This is a genomic window from Okeania sp. SIO2F4 (genome assembly GCF_010672385.1).
GTDB lineage: Bacteria > Cyanobacteriota > Cyanobacteriia > Cyanobacteriales > Microcoleaceae > Trichodesmium.
Window position 1 is genome coordinate 1 of record NZ_JAAHGT010000035.1, and the last position, 18,405, is coordinate 18,405.

The following is an 18,405-nucleotide window of genomic DNA, read 5'->3' on the forward strand; positions in this document are numbered from 1 at the left end:
TAATTTTTACTGGGGTTGATGATGAAAAAATAGTTCCTATAGCACTAAGTTAATTGGTTAAGACAATAAATTTAGGCTCAAAGGGAATAGGGAATAGGGAATAGAAAAATGTCCTAACCTTAATGGAAAGCGCTATATACTTGAAGTAATTAAAATAAAGAAATATTATTCAATGATTTATCTAACCTAAAAAAAAGTATTGACAAATTCAAGGGGACTATTGCAATTACCCACTTTTTTAATTGTAAATTTGGACAACTAGAACCGCAATCGAAGTTAAAGGCCCATAGTGTGGCCTAAGTTCTAATAATCCTTTTGTAACAGAACCTTACAATTTCTTAAACCTGAGTAACCCTGGTGATACCATTCCATAAAAAGGTTCATATAAGAAATCTATGGCAGACGAACTAACAGGACAACCTCCAATTTTTGGTGGCAGCACTGGTGGCTTGCTAACCAAAGCCGAAGTTGAAGAAAAGTACGCTATTACCTGGACTAGCTCTAAAGAACAGGTGTTTGAAATGCCTACAGGTGGCGCAGCTATTATGAATGAAGGTGAAAATCTACTATATTTAGCGCGCAAAGAGCAATGCTTGGCCCTCGGTACTCAACTACGGACTAAATTTAAGCCCAGAATTGAGGACTTCAAAATCTATCGGGTTTTCCCTGATGGTTCTAACGAATACCTACATCCGAAAGATGGTGTCTTCCCTGAGAAAGTGAATGAAGGCCGTCCTTATGTAGGTAAGATTGACCGCAATATTGGCAGTAACCCAGAACCAGCTACCCTGAAGTTTACTGGTAAAAAATCCTATGATGCATAGGATCAGAATCTATCAGTTAAAATATGGAATAGGATGAACCGTAGATAATATAGGCTTTTAATGCTGGCAATATTTTTTGCATCTCCTATCATTTAATGATTGACACCTCAGCTTTCAGATATTTCATCTGAGGCTGAGGTTTTAATTAATTTTATGAAGGAATAGGCAAGAAGGAAGAAGAAAAAAATTATATAAATGATAGGATTTTATGGTAGTCCTGTAGATGTAGTGATTTAGGGTAGAGGTAGGGAATAGGGAACACTTAACTGGGAACAGAAATTATCTTAAGTTCTTAGTTTCAAAGAAATAGTATTCCCTTGACTACTTGACTTTTTTTAAGATATCACTACTTGTATACCACTACCGATTTGATTATATCAATTACCAAAAATAATTCTATACTTCAGCAATACTTGAAGGATTAAGTAATTAGTATGATTAAATAATTTTTTTGACAATTATTAATATTTTGCTCCCTTTCCTGCTCTCCCATCGAATCAGATCTATAGCAATCATATTTCAGTTGTAAGATTTTAGTGGTAATTAGGAGTCAGTCGGACCGACTCAGAATATAAAAGGATTTTGATTTATCTTAATTGTTGTTAAATGTCTCATAAATCATTCCTGATTGCTATAGCAAAATTTTTGAGATACAGAATTTAAAAAACAAAGTTGAAATAGGTTAAATCTAACTTTCTTTAAATTATCCAAGTAATAAAATTATGAATCCTAAGCAGGTAGGCATAATTAAACATAACTATGTTCGAAGCAACTGAAACGGAGTAGAGGGAAGTAATCTCAATTATTTCAGATATTTAAAAAGAGTTTCCATGTTACCAATCTACTTAAAAAGTGCTGTAATTGATATAAAGGTGTTGGTTGCGTGTTTCTTAAATCTAAAACTGCAAAATTTATGATATTTCCAGACTTCTCCCAATTTTGCCAACTAGCAAAACAAGGTAATTTTGTCCCTGTCTACCAAGAATGGGTAGCAGACCTTGATACTCCTGTTTCTGCTTGGTATCGTGTTTGTGCCGATCGACCGTACAGTTTTTTACTAGAATCAGTTGAAGGTGGAGAGAAAATAGGACGTTATAGTTTTCTTGGTTGCGATCCATTGTGGGTATTGGAAGCAAGAGGCGATAGCACTACCCAAACTTACCGGGATGGCACAGTTAAAACTTTTGAGGGCGACCCCTTTGATGCTCTAGATAACTGTCTCCAACCCTATCAACCTGTAAAATTACCTCAATTGCCTTCTGGTATTGGGGGGTTATTTGGTTTCTGGGGTTATGAATTGATTCGCTGGATCGAACCTCGTGTTGCTGTTTATCCACCTAATGAAAATGATTTGCCTGATGGTTTGTGGATGCAGGTGGATAATTTGTTGGTTTTTGACCAGGTGAAGCGGAAGATTTGGGCGATCGCCTACGCTGATATCCGTTCTCCAGAGCTAGACTTAGAAGCAGTTTATCAACAAACTTGCGATCGTGTTTCTCAGTTAGTAGATAAATTACAATCTCCCCGATCGCGACAAAATACTTTACTAGAATGGCAACCCCCTGGAGAAAAAGACAAAGGAGAAAAAGACAAAGAAGTTACAGATACATACACCAGCAACACACCCCGTGCAGAATTTTGTGCCAACGTTGAGAAAGCTAAAGACTACATCAAAGCAGGAGACATTTTTCAGGTAGTTATCTCACAACAACTCTCGACTGAATATACAGGAGAACCTTTTAGTCTTTACCGTTCCTTGCGACTAATAAACCCTTCCCCATACATGGCATATTTTAATTTTGGTGATTGGCAAATTATTGGTTCGAGTCCGGAAGTTATGGTAAAAGCAGAAAATACACCAGATGGTAAACGCCTTGCTACTGTTAGACCTATTGCTGGTACTCGTCGTCGCGGCAAAACTTATGCAGAAGATAATGCTTTAGCGGAGGAGTTGTTGCAAGACCCGAAAGAAAGATCGGAACATATTATGTTAGTCGATCTAGGTCGGAATGATTTGGGTCGGGTTTGTCAAGTGGGAACAGTAAAAGTTGATGAGTTAATGTTAATTGAACGTTATTCTCATGTGATGCACATTGTTAGTAATGTGGTAGGAGAATTGGCGAGCGATCGAACTGCTTGGGATTTATTGAAAGCTTGTTTTCCAGCAGGAACTGTTAGCGGTGCGCCGAAAATTCGAGCGATGGAAATAATTAATGAATTGGAACCTTGTCGGCGGGGTGTTTATTCTGGGGTTTATGGACATTATGATTTTGATGGTCAGTTGAATAGTGCTATTACTATTAGAACTATGGTTGTTAGGCCGAAAAATGATGGTAAACATACCGTGACTGTGCAAGCAGGAGCTGGTTTAGTTGCAGATTCTGTGCCGGAAACAGAGTATGAGGAAACTATTAATAAAGCTAGAGGTTTGTTGGAGGCAATTAGGTGTTTAAAAAGTAATTAGAACAGGGAGTAGGGAGTAGGGTTCATTAATGGATAATGGATAATGGATAATGGATAATAAATAATGAATAATAAATAATGAATAATGAATAATGGATAATGAATAATGGATAATGAATAATGGATAATGGATAATGGATAATTACCTCTGGTTAAAACCGTAACGGAATTGAATATAAGGCAATATTATTTCTTGTCTTGGTCGATTGGATATGGCGCACTTCGGAGCGACTGTGCACTCTTCGGGAAACCTCGCCATCCCATCCTAGGTCATGCTGCCTCTTGCCTCCTTTCGTGTGGAATGCTGCCTCTTGCAGAGGAGCTGCCTCTTACAGAGGAGCTGCCTCTTGCTACGGTAGCTCTCGCTAACGCAATTCAAGTCGCTCCGCGAAACGCAAACGACCGCTCTCTTGGTCGATTGGAGGCAAGCGAGGAGACCTCGCCATCCCATCCTGACGGAATGCTCCGCTTTCCGACCGCTTTTTCCCCTTTATTGGGAAGGCTTTAAAGGGTGAATTATTTAATTAATAATTATTAATTATTCGGTAAGATTATTCTTGACCAAAAAATAGAGCATGAAAGAAAGAATCTTCAGTATTTCAATCCCAATGGTTAAGCCAGAGGTACTGATAACTGATAACTGAAATGACTATACAATTCCCAAAAATAACTCTATAATTGCTCAATACTTAAGTTATGAAGTAGGGCTTGCTGATTGAAATAGCAGTCAGCGGTCAGCGGTCAGCTATCAGCTTCTAGCAGCTTGTATAATGGGGGATACTCAACAGAAGCAGCTACGCGTCTACAAACCCGCACGCAAAGCGCACCACGCGCTTTTTCAAACTCTTGTGGGGGACTTAAACCCTTGGATTGAAGAGCGCTCTAGCTAAATGCGCTCAAGCTAATAGCTAGTTAACTATCGAAGCATTTATATATATAGCAATGTGCGCTGGCATATTTACAAATTGCAGGAGGTGTCCAATAACTAAAATCTTATATGATCAGCTTTTTATTCCCCCTATTGCCTGTTCCCTATTGCCTGTTCCCTGTGCGCAGCGCTATAAATGCTTGAGCCTTTGTAGGACGAAAAAACTGCCAGCTTTTTGAAACATAGAGCTGCAAAAATTTAGCATTTTGGGTAGAATAATAGCCGAAAAATCAACAGAAAATTTTTCCTTATACTTCCTCTATAATTCCCATTTATGCTAACTACTCCCTACTCTCTATTCCCTAATTTTTGAAGCATAACAATAAACAAAATGCAAACCGAATTCAACTTTTTTCAGCATTGGTATCCTCTTTCACCTATTGAAGACCTAGATCCAGAAATCCCTGTTCCGGTAACTCTTTTGGGAATACGTCTAGTCATCTGGAAGCCAAGATATTCTCAGAATTACCAGGTATTTTTAGATGTTTGTCCTCACCGTCTAGCACCCTTAAGCGAGGGTCGTGTTGATGACAAAACTGGTAATTTAATGTGTAGTTATCATGGTTGGCAATTTGATTCTCAAGGTATTTGTACTAATATTCCTCAAGCTGAAAATCAGCAAATTATAGAAAAAAATCGGCAAAATTTTTGTGCAACTGCCTTACCAGTACGTCAAGAAAATGATTTACTCTGGGTTTGGCCTGATGTCAAAACAGCAGACCTAGCTGCTACTACTCCCCTACCATTATCACCACAAATAGATGCTGAAAAAGGTTTTGTGTGGTCTTCTTATGTTCGCGATCTAGAATATGATTGGGAAATTTTAGTAGAAAATTTAGTAGATCCGAGTCATGTTCCTTTTGCTCATCACGGAGTTCAAGGTAATAGAGATAGAGCAAGACCAATAGTTATGGAGATTTTGGAATCAACAATCAATTTCATAGAAGTTTTTACCTCTGAACCTTTACCTGCAAAAATTACTTTTGAACCACCTTGTCGTTTAGAATATGAAATTAGTTTTGGTAGTGCTGAAAAGAAAGTAGGACTTGTTACTTATTGTTTGCCAGTCTCTCCTGGAAAATCTAGAATTGTTGCTCAATTTCCTAGGAACTTTGCTAAAACAATTCATCGGTTGACGCCTCGTTGGTGGAATCATATTAGAGAGCGGAATTTAGTATTAGATGGTGATATGGTTTTACTAAATCAGCAGGAGCATTTACTGCAACAAAAACAATCAAATAAAAGTTGGAAAACAGCCTATAAATTACCTACAAGTGCAGACCGTTTAGTAATTGAGTTTAGAAATTGGTTTGATAAATATTGTGGTGGTAAATTACCTTGGAGTGAAGTGGGAATTAGTGAAAAAAATAACTCTCTAATAAATAATAATCATGCCTTACTATTGGATCGTTATCAACAACATACTCAGCATTGTAGTAGTTGTCGGCAGGCATTGAAAAATCTACAAAGATTACAAATTTTACTTCTAACTTATTTCATAATTATTGTGTCTGGAGTTGCTATTTTTCCAGATAATTTGCGGATTCAAATAGGTTTACCTTTAGTAATTACAGCACTTTTAGGAATAGGAATTTATGCTTGGTTAAAATTGTGGTTAATTCCTCAATTTTACTTTGTTGATTATATTCATGCTAAAAAATGAATTTATATTTTTGAGGGAGTAGGAAGATGGTTTTCTGTATGCTTTTTCCTAATGGGACTTACACAACTTAATAAGCAAAATTATATAATGCTTGTATATCAACGATTTTACTTCAAAGGTATCGCTAGCAATGAAAAAAACAACCACTGCTGCAATGCTCCCTTGGTTTTAAAGGTGGTATCAACAGTTTGATAATTGTTGGAAAAACACACCTCAAAAAACAGGATTCCGCTATTATTTGGGTGGATTATTAGGAGAGAGTGAAAGGAAAAATATATCTTACCCTCGCCAATAACTCTGTTGGAGTAGTTTATAATCGGTTATATCATTTCATAGCAGATTGTCCTTGGGAGCCTAATCAAATCAATGTTAACGTTTGCGTAGCATTCCGTAGGAAAGCTTTACGTTAGCAAACGTTATCTAGAAATAATTAACAAAAGTTCTCAAGCCAAATTCAAGAAAGGGTTCAGTTTGATTTTAGACGATTCTGGACATCGAAAAAGCGCACCGCCTGCGCTGAGGTTTCCGAGCGCGTAAAGACGGAGCAAGAAGTGGTAATTTTACATCAGGAGTAGGGCGACAATACATTGGAGAAATCAGTAATATTATGTTCGGTTAAATAGTTTTTATAATTCAAGTTCGTAGTATAGCTTCAGCCCTGTCTAAAGTTGGGGCTGAAGCTATACTACAAACAAAAACTTTATTATAAGTGATTATCCGAACATGATATAAAACAGATAATTGAATAGTAACTGTAACAACTCATCTGAAATGATGGCAAAAGCTGAAAGCTGATAGCTAGTTAAAGATTAACTCCATTGAGCTAGAACAATTTTTCCAATAGTTCTACCCTTTTCAAGACGTTGATGAACATCCCGTAAGTTTTTAGCATCGATCGGTTTGACTACCTCATTGCAAGTTGTAATAATTACACCATCTTCGATCAGTTGACTCAACTCATTAAGTAAATTACTTTGCTCTGCCATATCTTCTGTTTGATACATGGAGCGAGTAAACATAAATTCCCAAACAAAGCTAGCACTTTTACTTTTTAAAGTATTCATATCTAGGGGTTGTTCATTTTCGACAATGGAACAAATCGTGCCTTGGGGTTTGATCGCTTTAGTCATAGCTTGCCAGTGACCATCGGTGTCGTTCAAGCACAGAATATAATCGACATTTTGATAACCAATTTTATCAATCTCTTCCGCAAGATTATTGCGATGATTGACCACTTCATCGGCACCCATTTTTTGACACCAAGCAATAGTTTCAGGACGAGAAGCTGTAGCAATGACATTCAGCTTGGCTAGCTTTTTTGCTATTTGAATCGCAATAGAACCAACTCCCCCTGCACCATTGATAATTAAAATTGATTTGCCTGCATCTGCTCCTGTTTGATCAATATTCAATCTTTCAAACAGAGCTTCCCAAGCAGTGATACCAGTAAGAGGAAAAGCTGCTGCATGAGCAAAATCTAAATTCTGGGGTTTGCGACCAACAATTCTCGCATCGACTAAATGAAATTCGCTGTTGCTACCAGGACGAGTAATATCTCCTGCATAATAAACCTCGTCTCCTGGTTGAAATTCTGTTACTTCTTCTCCAACTTCTACCACGATACCTGCTGCATCCCAACCAAGAATGCGGGGTTCGGATTCAACCTTATCTTGAGGAGAGCGGACTTTAGTATCTACTGGATTAACAGAAACAGCTTTAACCTGTACCAGTAAATCTTTGCCTTTAGCTGTGGGTTTAGGGATTTCCACATCTAAGAGACTATTTTCGTTACTAATCGGTAAATATTGAGTTAAACCTACTGCTTTCATGGATTTTACCTCCAAATTTTAAATATTATGGCGCTACGCGCTAGGGAATAGGGAACAGTAGACTGTCAAAGGCTTTTTCCTGCGGAAACGATCCGCGAACAGGATGGGGAAATGTCCTAACCTTAATGCGTAGTGCTATATTAGCTAGCTTATTAGGATCGGGCGAGGTTACTTCTTGGGTTACGGGGGAAAATTTTTGGTAATCACTTATTTGATGTACTACCAAAGTTTAACCTAAAATCGTCTCAATAACACGTACAATCTCTTGGCATTTCCGTGTATTAAGTACATCGGGATGGGGAGAGGCAAACTGACCTAAATCATTATCAAAATACTTGCCTGAAGCAGTTTTGAACTCATCCGTCAATGCTGCGCGAGTAAGTATTTCTGCTCCAATGCGGATATCACCACCGTTCACCCCAAAAGCCTGCTTCACCATTTTGCTGCCGAGCATCGACCCAGGGTTAATCGCGATAATTATAGGACCACTATCCTTAAGGGAAAGCGCCAGACTGCGCGACCACATTGTAAGGGCTAGTTTGCTTTGTGCATAAGCTGCTCCGTCGGACAACTTGACTCGTCCAGGCAGTGCTTCTGCTTGGACGGTAGATTGAGCAGCGGAGGAAAGATTAATCACCCTTCCTGAAGTACCGAGCAGTGACAATAACCGTTGTGTAAGCAGATAGGGAGCGATGGTATTAACAGCAAAGCGTATATCAAGACCATCCTGGGTTACAGGATCGGGCGCATTATAAACACCTGCATTATTGATTAGCACATCAAGTTTAGAGTGCTTTTCCGCTATAGCTTTCGCGAGTGCCTCGACATTATCCATGAGCGATAAATCGGCTATATAAATTTCAATACGTCCGCCACCTTTAAGTTCAAGAAGCATTTTTTGCACTTGTTCGAGCTTTTTTGGACTACGACCATGCAATAAAACATGGTGCCCCAGCGAAGTAAGCATCTTCGCTGTTTCCAGTCCAATACCATCGGTAGAGCCAGTAATTAAAATAGTTTTTTGCATGGCTTTATCTCCTTTATCCATTGAAGTATGGCAGGATATCATCTGCTAAACGTTTCAGTGTTGTATCAATATCAGCTTTATTAAAGCGCAGGTTCAGCGCAACATGATTTACACCGATATCTTCCCGTGATTTCAAATAATCTCTAAGATGCTTGACTCCCAGCCGAAATCCTAAGTGGATAGGTTGGGGAGGGGCATTAGGTGCTTCGACTAAATCAACATAAAGCGGTTCCATAATCGGTTGAGCAGACCTTCCTACTTTCCGAACCAGCGATCGCCAATCATTGATAATTTTTGCCTGTAACACAGCATTACGAGGATAGAGCATCCAGCCGTCTCCATTTTGTGCAATCCACTCATGGGTTTGCTGACTACTTCCTGTAACAAGCAGTGGCAGTTTTCTTGAATTAGGCTTAGGCAACATATCTATAGAGCCATTCGTGCCACCATAGGTATTCTCAAAATTTGGTGTATTATCGCCCATGAACCTAATATATTCATAGCTTTCACGAAATCCTTTGCCGCGATCGGTAAAAGGTAAATTTAGTGCTGGATATTCTTCTGGTCGATCGCCAGAGGCAATGCCTAGAATAAGTCTTCCACCTGATAAGACATCGGCGCTGGCGGCGGCTTTGGCAACGTGAGCTGGATGCCTCAACGGTAAAATAATGCTAGCAACACCAAGTGCGATTCGCTCCGTTTGACCAGCGAGCAAACCCAAATAGACGAAGGGATCGTAGATTTGACCAGCATCACCAAAAGACGGTACATTAAACGGTACATCACGCAACCAAACAGCAAAAAATCCCAGTTGTTCTGCCAATTGAACGCGTTCTATATGTCGAACCATGGAAGGCACTGCTCCTGAAAAGTAAGCCTCGATCGGTACTACTAATCCAAGACTCAGCCGTCCCAAACGAAATACTGAATTGTATCCCTTATTAATGGATTGAAACCCCAAGTTGTTCGTTTTCTCAAGCATTTTAAATTCCAGTCAGTATAGCCTTATTGCCATTGGTCTTATTTCGCAAAACCACCAAAAGGTTTGAGCAAAAGTCGATTTAGAGCAGCGTGACGTTCTTTTAAGCTCTCCAGAATGTCGTCTATTAGCAGCCCAGTTAATGTTAATTATTCTTATATTCACTTCTCCGCTACTGCCGTTCTTAGAAACCTATGATTATCTATATAAATCTATGATTTTCGTGCTTATAATCTGTTCTATTCTTGCTTCAACCAGGCAACGTCGGCGTTATCCAGTCCACAAGGTGTCACGGTCGTTTGCTGCGCAACGAACCGCGCGAAACGCGTAGCTCTCACTGACCGCCATAGCTAGATTTAATGCTGCATTATTTGATTTCCTGAATAACAATAACCCCTTGCTCCCAGCTACGCTGGTTCTCAATATTGTTTTGAAGGCTTGTGTCATCTGCGATTTGAAAACGCTTAATCGCTGGTGTTTTGCTTGTTGCCTGATATAGCCAGTAAGCTTCTTCCTTCAGCGCATCTTCGATTGGTTTGTCGATTGAAGCATAGACTGCCTGTTTACAAGCATTAATCGAATCAGCGGGGAAATGGGCGATGCGTTTTGCCAACTCATCAACATAAGCACCAATCTTATCAGCATCAAGAGCTTTATTAATAGTGCCATAGGCTTCTGCTTCATCCGCATCAAAATCACGGGCACTTAAAATAATTTCCAACGCACGTCCCAGACCTGCCTGACGCGCCATGCGTGATGCGCCACCGCCACAAGGCAGGATGCCCATACCAACTTCCATCTGCATGAACTTTGCCTTACCACGAGCTGCAAAGCGCATATCACAAGCCAGCGCAAATTCATGACCGCCACCCCGTGCGAACCCTTCGATTTTGGCGATAGTCGCCTGTGGTAATTTACTAATACGCTGCAGCGTTGTCTGTAGATAGAGCAGTTCTACCTCGTCGCGGGATACTGCTGTTGTAGACATATCTTTGAGGAAATTAGTATCAGCATGAGCTACAAAAATCTCTGGGTGCGCAGATTGGAAAACAACAACTTTTACGCTACGATCGCCCTCAAGTGTTTCTGCCAAACGATTTAGATCGTCTAGCATAGGAATGCCTTGAATATTTACAGGAAGGTAATCAAAAGTAACAGTAAGGACTCCTCCATCCTTTGTTGCCTTGAATGTAGTGTAGTGTTCGTAAGCCATATCTATAATTTTGCAAGTTGTTAAAAATTGGACATCTAAAAGTTCCCTTATGGGATAAGTAATTGGGAAACTGCGTAGCTTCAGCTCGCAAAGGAACAATTGTGGAAGACTTTTAAGTGTCCGCGAACTAACCTTTTAGGGTGGGAAAAATTGTTTTATCCCCAAAACCTCTGACAAGGGAGTAAGGTTTGCCTCACCCAGGTTATTGGTCGGTAGTCTCCAAATTGCAAGGTCTCACCCCTCGTAAAACTTTTTAACAATTTGTCTCTAGAACTTGGAGCTGATACGCACTCCAAGGTAGGGACTTTAACTATTGCCAATAACTTTGAGGCTTGAAGCCTCTGTTCGCTTTAGCACGGGGTGCTGACTGTTTTATGGGTTATATGATTAAAAGTATAATAAAAATGCAAATAATAACAAGTAGGCACAATTTTTTTATATAGTGACTTAAAAGTAACTATTGAAAGGTTTAGATAATTATGACGCAGAAAAATAATTACGATCATCCCTATGGGTGTTCTGTCGAAGTCACATTATCGGTGATTGGTGGACGGTGGAAACCTGTGATTATTTTTAATCTCTTGCAGAATGATGTTTTACGCTTCGGTGAGTTGAAAAAAAAAATTAAAGGTATTACGCAGCGTATGCTTGCTAATCAACTACGCGAATTGGAAAAAGATAATATTGTCGCGCGAAAAGTCTATGCTGAAGTACCGCCACACGTAGAATATTCCCTGACAAATTATGGTCGTACTCTGGAGCCAATTATGATTTCTATGAGAGATTGGGGTGCCGAACATATGAACGTAAAATTTGATGAGTCCTCGTCTTTGTAAAACAATTCCCTAGAGAGTTGGGAACGAAAGTTGGTGAAAAACTTCTGGCCATTATTGAATTATGCGATCGCGAAAACAACTGAATCACTTCATCAAGTGAATATGTTTTTTTGAAAGCCAATAAAACTTGTAAACCGAACTGGCGATCGCCAGCCCGGTTTTAATCATTAACCAGATGCTTTATTATGCATAGAAACTGGAGGCAACTCCACTATTAGTGCAAATAGCTATGTCGAAGGGGCAGCAGAATGTATTGCTAAAGTTACTAGTAGTAATGTTTCCTATGATTTGGGAGACAAGTTGAGAGCAGATCGACGCAACCAAGTACAAGAATATTTAGTCTGGCAAGTTTACGAACAAAAAATTGATTGGTTTAGGTGGCGAGAGGGAAAATATGTTACTTTGCCCATGGATGAAAATGGGATTATTAGAAGTGAAGTTTTTCCTGGTTTATGGTTATCAGTTTTAGGTTTAATTGCCAGTAATTTAGTAGGAGTTCATTCTGAGTTACAAAAATGTTTATAAAGGCTATAAAATGAATATATTTTAGCACAATTAAAAGACAAATAATTAGGATTTACTAACAGGAAAAAATGCTAAAAAATACTTGAGTAGTCGATTAAGCTTTTGCCGTTGCAGAAAGCAGATCCAATTCTTTCTCTAAAACATTTAATTCAAAAAAATCTAAATTCATTGGATTAACTCCAAGTTGCTGTCTAATTTCAAGGTATTTCCGGTAGATACCGTCGGTGCGGAACTATCTAATTATAGGCGATTTAATAATTACTATAAATCTTAAACAGCAGCTTTTTCAGGTTGGGAATAAAAATAGGAACTCTGGGAAATCTTGAGCTGAGTCTGGGCAATGAAATTTTTTTCAATGGTCTTTTCACCTAACAAACTTAAAACACAAAAAGCAATTTTTTGCATATCTTCTTGTTTGGGTAGTTTGAGAGGTAACTCCTGATGATTTAATCCTTGTTGTTGTTCTATTTTTTTGACAATTTGCATTGCAAATTCAATAAATTCCCAAGCGGACAAAGGTAATAGTTGCCAACCTTTAGACTTGTTATATTTAACTAAATTTAACGGAATTTTTTGATGATTTATTCTTGCTGAAGTTACCCAAAGATAGATATTTTGGTTCCAAATAGAAGTAGATCGTCGAAATTTATTAATTTCTAGGGCGTCACAAATTCTCATTAACAATGCTGGTGTTATAATTGTTTGATCGCTTTGATTTTTTTTTGGTGGTATATTCTTTAATCGTTCGCAAACTTTAGCCATATTTTCTACATATAATGGCATTTCAACAATATCAATATTAAGCAAATTGAAAGCTAAGTACATCGACTCTTTGTTGGTTAGGGAAAGAGAAGGTATTTCTGGCTGAACATTTGCGACAAAATTTGTTGTTTCCGCTGATTTAAGTTTGAGTAAATTCGGGTTAAAGTTTAAAATATTTGCTGCTAAGTATTGAGGCTGATTAATATCAGCATAATCTGGAGATTTTTGAGTAACTTCAAATTGATTGTTCCTTAAGACTTGTCTGAAGTAAGCATATAGAGAGACAATCTTCATAAAAGAAAGATAAAAAAAACTAAGAGATGAATATAGTAAAAACCACCTTTTACTCACACTTTCTTCGTCTCTGACTCTAAAAATCCACAAGGGTTCTATCAGCAATAAACTCAGATTAATCATTAAAATAAACAACCAATTATTTGACCAATTCCAGTCATTTGTTTGAATCGATATTGATATGGCTAAAGGTAGAACTTGTAATAAAATAAATTGTCCTATCTCTCTGAGAGGAAAAAGCATCAATAAGCCAACTTTCTGTCTAAGAGACAATTTACTTTTACAAGCAAATAAAATTCGCCAACCATATTTCCAGCTTACTTGTAACCAACCTTGCGCCCATCTTGTTCTTTGTTTCCATAATTCTTGGAGATTATTAGGTGGCTGTTCATAACTCACAATATTGGAGTCAAAAGCTATTTTTGTACCACTTAACAAAGCCCTAATAGTTAAATCAATATCCTCAGTCAACATACTATGATTAAAAGATAGTTTTTTTAATACTTCTGTTTTGAAATAACCATTAGAACCACCAAAAATTGCAAAATTCCAGAGTCTTTGTCTGGCTTGGTGATGAATATTATACATTTGATTAAATTCAATGTTTAAAATTTTACTCATCTCAGAGTTAATTAAGGGTAAACAACTTCCCTGAACAATATCGTAACCTGTAGTTAATTTCGATAAAGCTTTGGAAAAATTTGTACCAAGAGGTTTATGATCGGCATCAAAAATAGCAGTATATTGAGTTGTTATTTTATCTAAAATATAGTTGATATTTTCGGCTTTAGATTTACTATTGGGAACTTTAACTGCAACAATCGGTAATTTTTTAAGTTCGGCTTCTACAGGTAGAGATTTAGGAGTATTGTAAGGCAAGATAATCTCTAAGGGTAAATTTAAGGATAAAAAATGTTTGATTGTATCGAGGATTAAATATTGTTCTGCTGGTAAGTAAGCAGGAATAATAACAGTAAATTTATCTATTTTTTTGACTTCTGTAGAGCTAGATTTGGGGAGAGCTGATAGATGTTCAACTAATCTCATTAGAGAAGAAAAACAAATAAATAAAACAGCAAAAATATAAAGAAAATAATTAATATTTACATTAATTAGTAGACATAATAGAATTGTTCCTAATAAAATTAATATCAAAAAAATTAAAAACAGTAAAATTATCAACATTATTCTACACAAATCAACAAAACTACTTGGCCAATAGATAAGCAGGGTATAATAATACCACTTCACTTTCCATAAGTCACAAATAGTTTTACAATCTGGGGTGTGAAATAACCGCCTAAAATTACTGTAGCTTCAAAGTTTTCAGCCCATAGATCTGATTTTTAATTTTTGACTTTCGTGAAACCGTATCATACCAGTTTGATAAATGTTTGCTATAAATAGGGAACTTTAATTCTAACTACTACCATGCACAATAAATACCTGTTACAAAAACTATTGCTTCTTGCCTTTTTGCTCTTACCTATCAACTCAGTCGGTGTAACATTCTTTTGGGAAATTAGTATAAGATAATTCCTCCCTAACCTCTCTTCTCAGGAAAGATACTCTTACAACTTTACACAAACTTCATATAAATTACTAATATCTTTACCAGTTCTTTATCAAAAGTATCCTGACGTCAGTGTAAGATGATACAAAAGCTAAATCAAAGTAATCAGGAACCTCATTAACTATAAAGTTAAGGTTCAACCTGGAAAACTATGCCTGTCAGTAGGTGGAGTTCCCACCGATTTCAAGCCTGTGGAGAAGATAAATTACAGATAATAGTCACTGGTCTTCTATGTTTCGCTATGCTATATAAAACCGGTAGCGTTACGTCAGCAAAACAGGAACTAAGCTGCAAAAACCCTCTTGAGCAGGGCAAACGCATCTCCTGCATTGAAGTTCTGGCAGGGCAAGGATGTCAGGTGCTTGAGTATTTATGCTTATTACTTCTATAAATCTTAAGGGGAAAAGCTTCCAGAATTTAGATGGGTTTGCCCTGTCCTCTTGGGTAAGTTTGGGTAAATTTAGTAGAACAGAGTTGTTACACACTCAAGACTTACGCATGAGGTACGAAAAACTAGGATTTGAGATTGCTTAAGAGTCGGTCGCAATGACGAAAATACGTTGTAGTGCGTAAGTTCTAACACTGTTTGCTTTCGCCCGTTGCTGACATGAAACGCTCTGAGTAGCTAATCCAAAACCCGACAAACCTAATATCAAAGTTGCCTAAGTTATCAGTAAATGTTGAAGTTCTTAAAAAGATAGAGATAAATGATGAAATTTCCAAATATTCTGACCAATATCAATATATCGATATTTAAGATTGCTCCCATACTAATTGGAACTGTTTTAGTAAGTTCACCTAGTTTAGCAGCTAGTTTTGCATCCTCTGAAAGTAAGGTAACAATTGATAATTTCAGTAAAAATCCTTATGAAGTAGTAGAAGTTGAGAGCACAGCTGAATCTTTTTCTATAAATGGGGGTGAAACTAATGCATCTGCATTAGCTGAAGCAAATTTTGTTAGTGTTCCAGCTAATGCCTATAATTTATCTAAATCTGTAGTTGAGGGTACAGGTAACAGCTTTTTTGCTCTAGCAGAAAGCGCTTCCGCAGTTCTTGGTATTTTTTCGATACTACCAGGGGAAACATTTTCTTTCGATTTTGAGGTAGAATTTGACCTAAAAACCTCAATTGATAGTTTAAATGAAAGTGCTAATGCTGGGGGAGATGTCAGCTTTTTTATCCTTGGGAGCATAGGTGAGGATACACCTATTTTGTTAGATTCTTTTACTGTATCTGGTAATTTGGAAACTGCAGGGGATAATGACTTTTTTGATTTCCCTCAGAATATTGATGGGAATAATTTCACTATAATTGATGATGTCGATTTCTCTTTTGGTAGTCTGGAAGAATATGTTTCCGCATCTTTTGATGGTTCATATCAGATAACTTTTGATAGTAACCAGATAATAAATATACTTCTACTAGAAGTCAAAGCAAATTATGCACAGGTAAGTGCTCCCGAACCATCAACTACTATAGCTTTTCTGTTGTTTGGTGCTCTAGGTGTTTGCACAAGGTTCAAATCAAGAATTAATCGCACTCTTCTAAGATGAGGAATGATTACCGGAAAATTAAGGTATAAAGCTTCTCCATTCATGGAGAAAAAAGCGGTTGAGGGATGGCGAGGTTTCCTCGCTTGCCTCCAATCAACCAAGAGAGCGGTTGTTTGCGGAGCAGTCCGTTAGGATGGGATGGCGAGGTCTCCTCGCTTGCCTCCAATCAACCAAGAGAAGAAAAAAATTCCTTGAGCGCCAATCCTATCAGTTATAAGAAGAGGTAATTATTAATTATTAATTATTAATTATTGAAGAGGTGTAAATCTTACCTCCGATCAAACTCCGTTCCTATTTCCTTGATAGACATCTTCAAAAAAGAAAGCTTTTTGTAAAAGTTAAGTACTCATGCAAGAGGTGGTAGATGTTCACATAATTAGGAATCAAAAAGACTTTTAGGGTGACTTTTGCTTGATTGAGATTATATAGGGACTTTACATATAAAGTCCCTACAGTGGTTTTGGATAAGACTTATATAATTTCTGGAGATGTCTAATGATAATTATTGACATCCTCCCGACGCTGCTCTACGAGAGAGCGCGGGATTCCTTAATATCACTGTTAGGGGCTTTCTGTTTCTTAGTACCAGCCTTGCGAGATTTACTCCCTATGTGCTTCGCACAGGCTTCGCCAACGGGTCTAAAGGCGCGCTCCACAGAAAAGCCAGCGCCACCAAAGGGGGTCTCCCCCATGAGCGACTGGCGCTGACACGTTGAGATAAACCGTTGGGTATTTATTAATATACCCACCAAGAAATAGTTATCATAGGTTTCATAGGTTCAGGTTTAACAATTATTAGGTTTAGTGAGACCAGCGCCTTCGAGATTATTAATTTCTTCAGATAAGTTTTCCAAATTTAATCATTAGGTCAAGAAACCGAGTTTCTTGGTTAAGGTGCGTCAGTCATATATTACTAATTTGTGCATCCTTAAGCTATTTCCTGCTTAGATTCGTTAATTTCTTCCGGCTCAATTTGATTATACAACATATAGTTAACTTCGTTAGCTAACCACTGCCGAAACATATTATTCAAAATTTGTTGGTATATTTCCTCTGTTAACTCAGCCTGGATAAATTTTTCTACCATTAAAATATGATATCCTTCATCTGTTTTAAGAGGAGAAATTACCACTCCTGGTTTAGCACTAAATACTGCTGCTGCTATTTCTGCTTTTAAAGTCCAACGGTGAAGTGAACCTTGATAACCAGAAACTTGCCGTCGCTTTTCGTCTATATCATAACAGTGAGCAGCATCATAAAAGCTGATTTCTTGCTCTTTGATTTGATAATATATTTCTTGGGCAAGTCGAGGTTCGCTAATAATGATTTGATATAATGATACCTGGTCATAATTAATGCGATTTTCAGCAAAGGATTTCTCGACTTCCTTTTTAAACAAATGCTCTGCTAGTTTCTGAGACAGTAAGCTATCGCTAATTCCCGCTTCTAAATCTTCTACTGTAATCATTTGTTCTGCAAGCCAGGCAATAGTATCAGATACTTTATATAATTTCTTTTCCATTCTCAGGCGATCGCCTTCTGCCTGTGTTTCTTCTGGAGATACAGTTATCCCTTTTGCCTGAGCAGCTTTGTGTATAGCTTTTTGATTTAAGACTTGTTGCCAAACTTGCTTGTATTGAACATCTTTTTTGAGGGCATTGATAATATCTATATCTGTTATAGATTGGTTATTAATCATCACCATTCTACTACTTATTTACTTATTTGACTTGAATTTTTAGCATTAACCAAGCTCTTAATAAGAGGTAATATGTTGATGATACCTCTTATTAATGGCTACTCAAATAACCAAGTTATGTTCCATGATTAGGGATAGGAATATGCTTGATTTATTGATACTTCAAAGGTTAAAAGTGTTTATAGTCATTTCAAATAAGAATGAAACATTTTTTCAGCTGAAACCCTTTCACGGCCA

Annotated in this window: 12 protein-coding genes and 2 pseudogenes; 8 read left to right on the plus strand and 6 right to left on the minus strand. The window is 37.6% G+C overall.

All coding sequences use genetic code 11. The annotated features are described in order from the left end of the window. Positions 1 to 395 precede the first annotated feature (395 nt). From psaD to F6K22_RS04125, 4 genes and pseudogenes are all read left to right on the plus strand, one after another. On the plus strand, positions 396 to 824 hold the full coding sequence (psaD, locus tag F6K22_RS04110) for a photosystem I reaction center subunit II PsaD (protein WP_293093616.1): 429 nt from the start codon (positions 396 to 398) through the stop codon (positions 822 to 824). A 913-nt stretch (positions 825 to 1,737) separates the two neighbouring features. Beyond that, the gene (gene trpE, locus F6K22_RS04115; RefSeq protein WP_293093619.1) at positions 1,738 to 3,288 is read left to right on the plus strand and encodes an anthranilate synthase component I; all 1,551 of its coding nucleotides are present in this window, start codon (positions 1,738 to 1,740) and stop codon (positions 3,286 to 3,288) included. Positions 3,289 to 4,546: 1,258 nt separating this feature from the next. Next, entirely contained in the window at positions 4,547 to 5,878 is a 1,332-nt protein-coding gene (locus tag F6K22_RS04120; RefSeq protein ID WP_293093621.1) for an aromatic ring-hydroxylating dioxygenase subunit alpha, read from the plus strand. 130 nt (positions 5,879 to 6,008) lie between these two features. Further along, positions 6,009 to 6,476, plus strand: a pseudogene (locus F6K22_RS04125) (hypothetical protein); the annotation flags it as partial. Between the two features lie 211 nt (positions 6,477 to 6,687). Here the strand turns inward: F6K22_RS04125 and F6K22_RS04130 are convergent. From F6K22_RS04130 to F6K22_RS04145, 4 genes are all read right to left on the minus strand, one after another. Continuing rightward, complete coding sequence (locus F6K22_RS04130) at positions 6,688 to 7,707, minus strand: zinc-binding alcohol dehydrogenase family protein (RefSeq protein WP_293093623.1); 1,020 nt, start codon at positions 7,705 to 7,707, stop codon at positions 6,688 to 6,690. A 229-nt stretch (positions 7,708 to 7,936) separates the two neighbouring features. Continuing rightward, positions 7,937 to 8,734, minus strand: coding sequence for an SDR family NAD(P)-dependent oxidoreductase (locus tag F6K22_RS04135; protein ID WP_293093625.1), 798 nt, complete (start codon positions 8,732 to 8,734; stop codon positions 7,937 to 7,939). Positions 8,735 to 8,747: 13 nt separating this feature from the next. Beyond that, positions 8,748 to 9,716, minus strand: coding sequence for an LLM class oxidoreductase (locus tag F6K22_RS04140; protein WP_293093627.1), 969 nt, complete (start codon positions 9,714 to 9,716; stop codon positions 8,748 to 8,750). A gap of 364 nt (positions 9,717 to 10,080) precedes the next feature. Then, positions 10,081 to 10,926, minus strand: coding sequence for an enoyl-CoA hydratase/isomerase family protein (locus F6K22_RS04145; RefSeq protein ID WP_293093630.1), 846 nt, complete (start codon positions 10,924 to 10,926; stop codon positions 10,081 to 10,083). 479 nt (positions 10,927 to 11,405) lie between these two features. Here F6K22_RS04145 and F6K22_RS04150 point away from each other — a divergent pair, with 479 nt between their 5' ends. Together F6K22_RS04150 and F6K22_RS04155 are read left to right on the plus strand one after the other, a co-directional pair. Beyond that, on the plus strand, positions 11,406 to 11,762 hold the full coding sequence (locus F6K22_RS04150; protein WP_293093633.1) for a winged helix-turn-helix transcriptional regulator: 357 nt from the start codon (positions 11,406 to 11,408) through the stop codon (positions 11,760 to 11,762). Between the two features lie 183 nt (positions 11,763 to 11,945). Continuing rightward, a pseudogene (locus F6K22_RS04155) lies at positions 11,946 to 12,287 on the plus strand (Uma2 family endonuclease); the annotation flags it as partial. A gap of 270 nt (positions 12,288 to 12,557) precedes the next feature. Here F6K22_RS04155 and F6K22_RS04160 read toward each other — a convergent pair. Further along, positions 12,558 to 14,390, minus strand: a complete 1,833-nt coding sequence (locus F6K22_RS04160; RefSeq protein ID WP_293093636.1) for a glycosyltransferase family 2 protein — start codon at positions 14,388 to 14,390, stop codon at positions 12,558 to 12,560. An 898-nt stretch (positions 14,391 to 15,288) separates the two neighbouring features. Here F6K22_RS04160 and F6K22_RS04165 point away from each other — a divergent pair. Next, a complete protein-coding gene (locus F6K22_RS04165) occupies positions 15,289 to 15,450 on the plus strand; it encodes a hypothetical protein (protein ID WP_293093639.1) in 162 nt (53 codons plus the stop codon). A gap of 173 nt (positions 15,451 to 15,623) precedes the next feature. Continuing rightward, positions 15,624 to 16,469 (plus strand): hypothetical protein, encoded by an 846-nt coding sequence (locus tag F6K22_RS04170; RefSeq protein WP_293093641.1) that lies wholly within the window; start codon positions 15,624 to 15,626, stop codon positions 16,467 to 16,469. A 928-nt stretch (positions 16,470 to 17,397) separates the two neighbouring features. Here F6K22_RS04170 and F6K22_RS04175 read toward each other — a convergent pair. Beyond that, entirely contained in the window at positions 17,398 to 18,168 is a 771-nt protein-coding gene (locus tag F6K22_RS04175) for a peptidylprolyl isomerase (RefSeq protein ID WP_363272814.1), read from the minus strand. Between the last annotated feature and the right edge of the window lie 237 nt (positions 18,169 to 18,405).

What these genes read in the sequence shown, in the direction of transcription:
- psaD (WP_293093616.1), top strand. Translation starts at nt 396, where the DNA reads ATGGCAGACGAACTAACAGGACAACCTCCAATTTTTGGTGGCAGCACT.
- trpE (WP_293093619.1), top strand. Translation starts at nt 1,738, where the DNA reads ATGATATTTCCAGACTTCTCCCAATTTTGCCAACTAGCAAAACAAGGT.
- F6K22_RS04120 (WP_293093621.1), top strand. Translation starts at nt 4,547, where the DNA reads ATGCAAACCGAATTCAACTTTTTTCAGCATTGGTATCCTCTTTCACCT.
- F6K22_RS04130 (WP_293093623.1), bottom strand. Translation starts at nt 7,707, where the DNA reads ATGAAAGCAGTAGGTTTAACTCAATATTTACCGATTAGTAACGAAAAT.
- F6K22_RS04135 (WP_293093625.1), bottom strand. Translation starts at nt 8,734, where the DNA reads ATGCAAAAAACTATTTTAATTACTGGCTCTACCGATGGTATTGGACTG.
- F6K22_RS04140 (WP_293093627.1), bottom strand. Translation starts at nt 9,716, where the DNA reads ATGCTTGAGAAAACGAACAACTTGGGGTTTCAATCCATTAATAAGGGA.
- F6K22_RS04145 (WP_293093630.1), bottom strand. Translation starts at nt 10,926, where the DNA reads ATGGCTTACGAACACTACACTACATTCAAGGCAACAAAGGATGGAGGA.
- F6K22_RS04150 (WP_293093633.1), top strand. Translation starts at nt 11,406, where the DNA reads ATGACGCAGAAAAATAATTACGATCATCCCTATGGGTGTTCTGTCGAA.
- F6K22_RS04160 (WP_293093636.1), bottom strand. Translation starts at nt 14,390, where the DNA reads ATGAGATTAGTTGAACATCTATCAGCTCTCCCCAAATCTAGCTCTACA.
- F6K22_RS04165 (WP_293093639.1), top strand. Translation starts at nt 15,289, where the DNA reads ATGCTTATTACTTCTATAAATCTTAAGGGGAAAAGCTTCCAGAATTTA.
- F6K22_RS04170 (WP_293093641.1), top strand. Translation starts at nt 15,624, where the DNA reads ATGATGAAATTTCCAAATATTCTGACCAATATCAATATATCGATATTT.
- F6K22_RS04175 (WP_363272814.1), bottom strand. Translation starts at nt 18,168, where the DNA reads ATGATTAATAACCAATCTATAACAGATATAGATATTATCAATGCCCTC.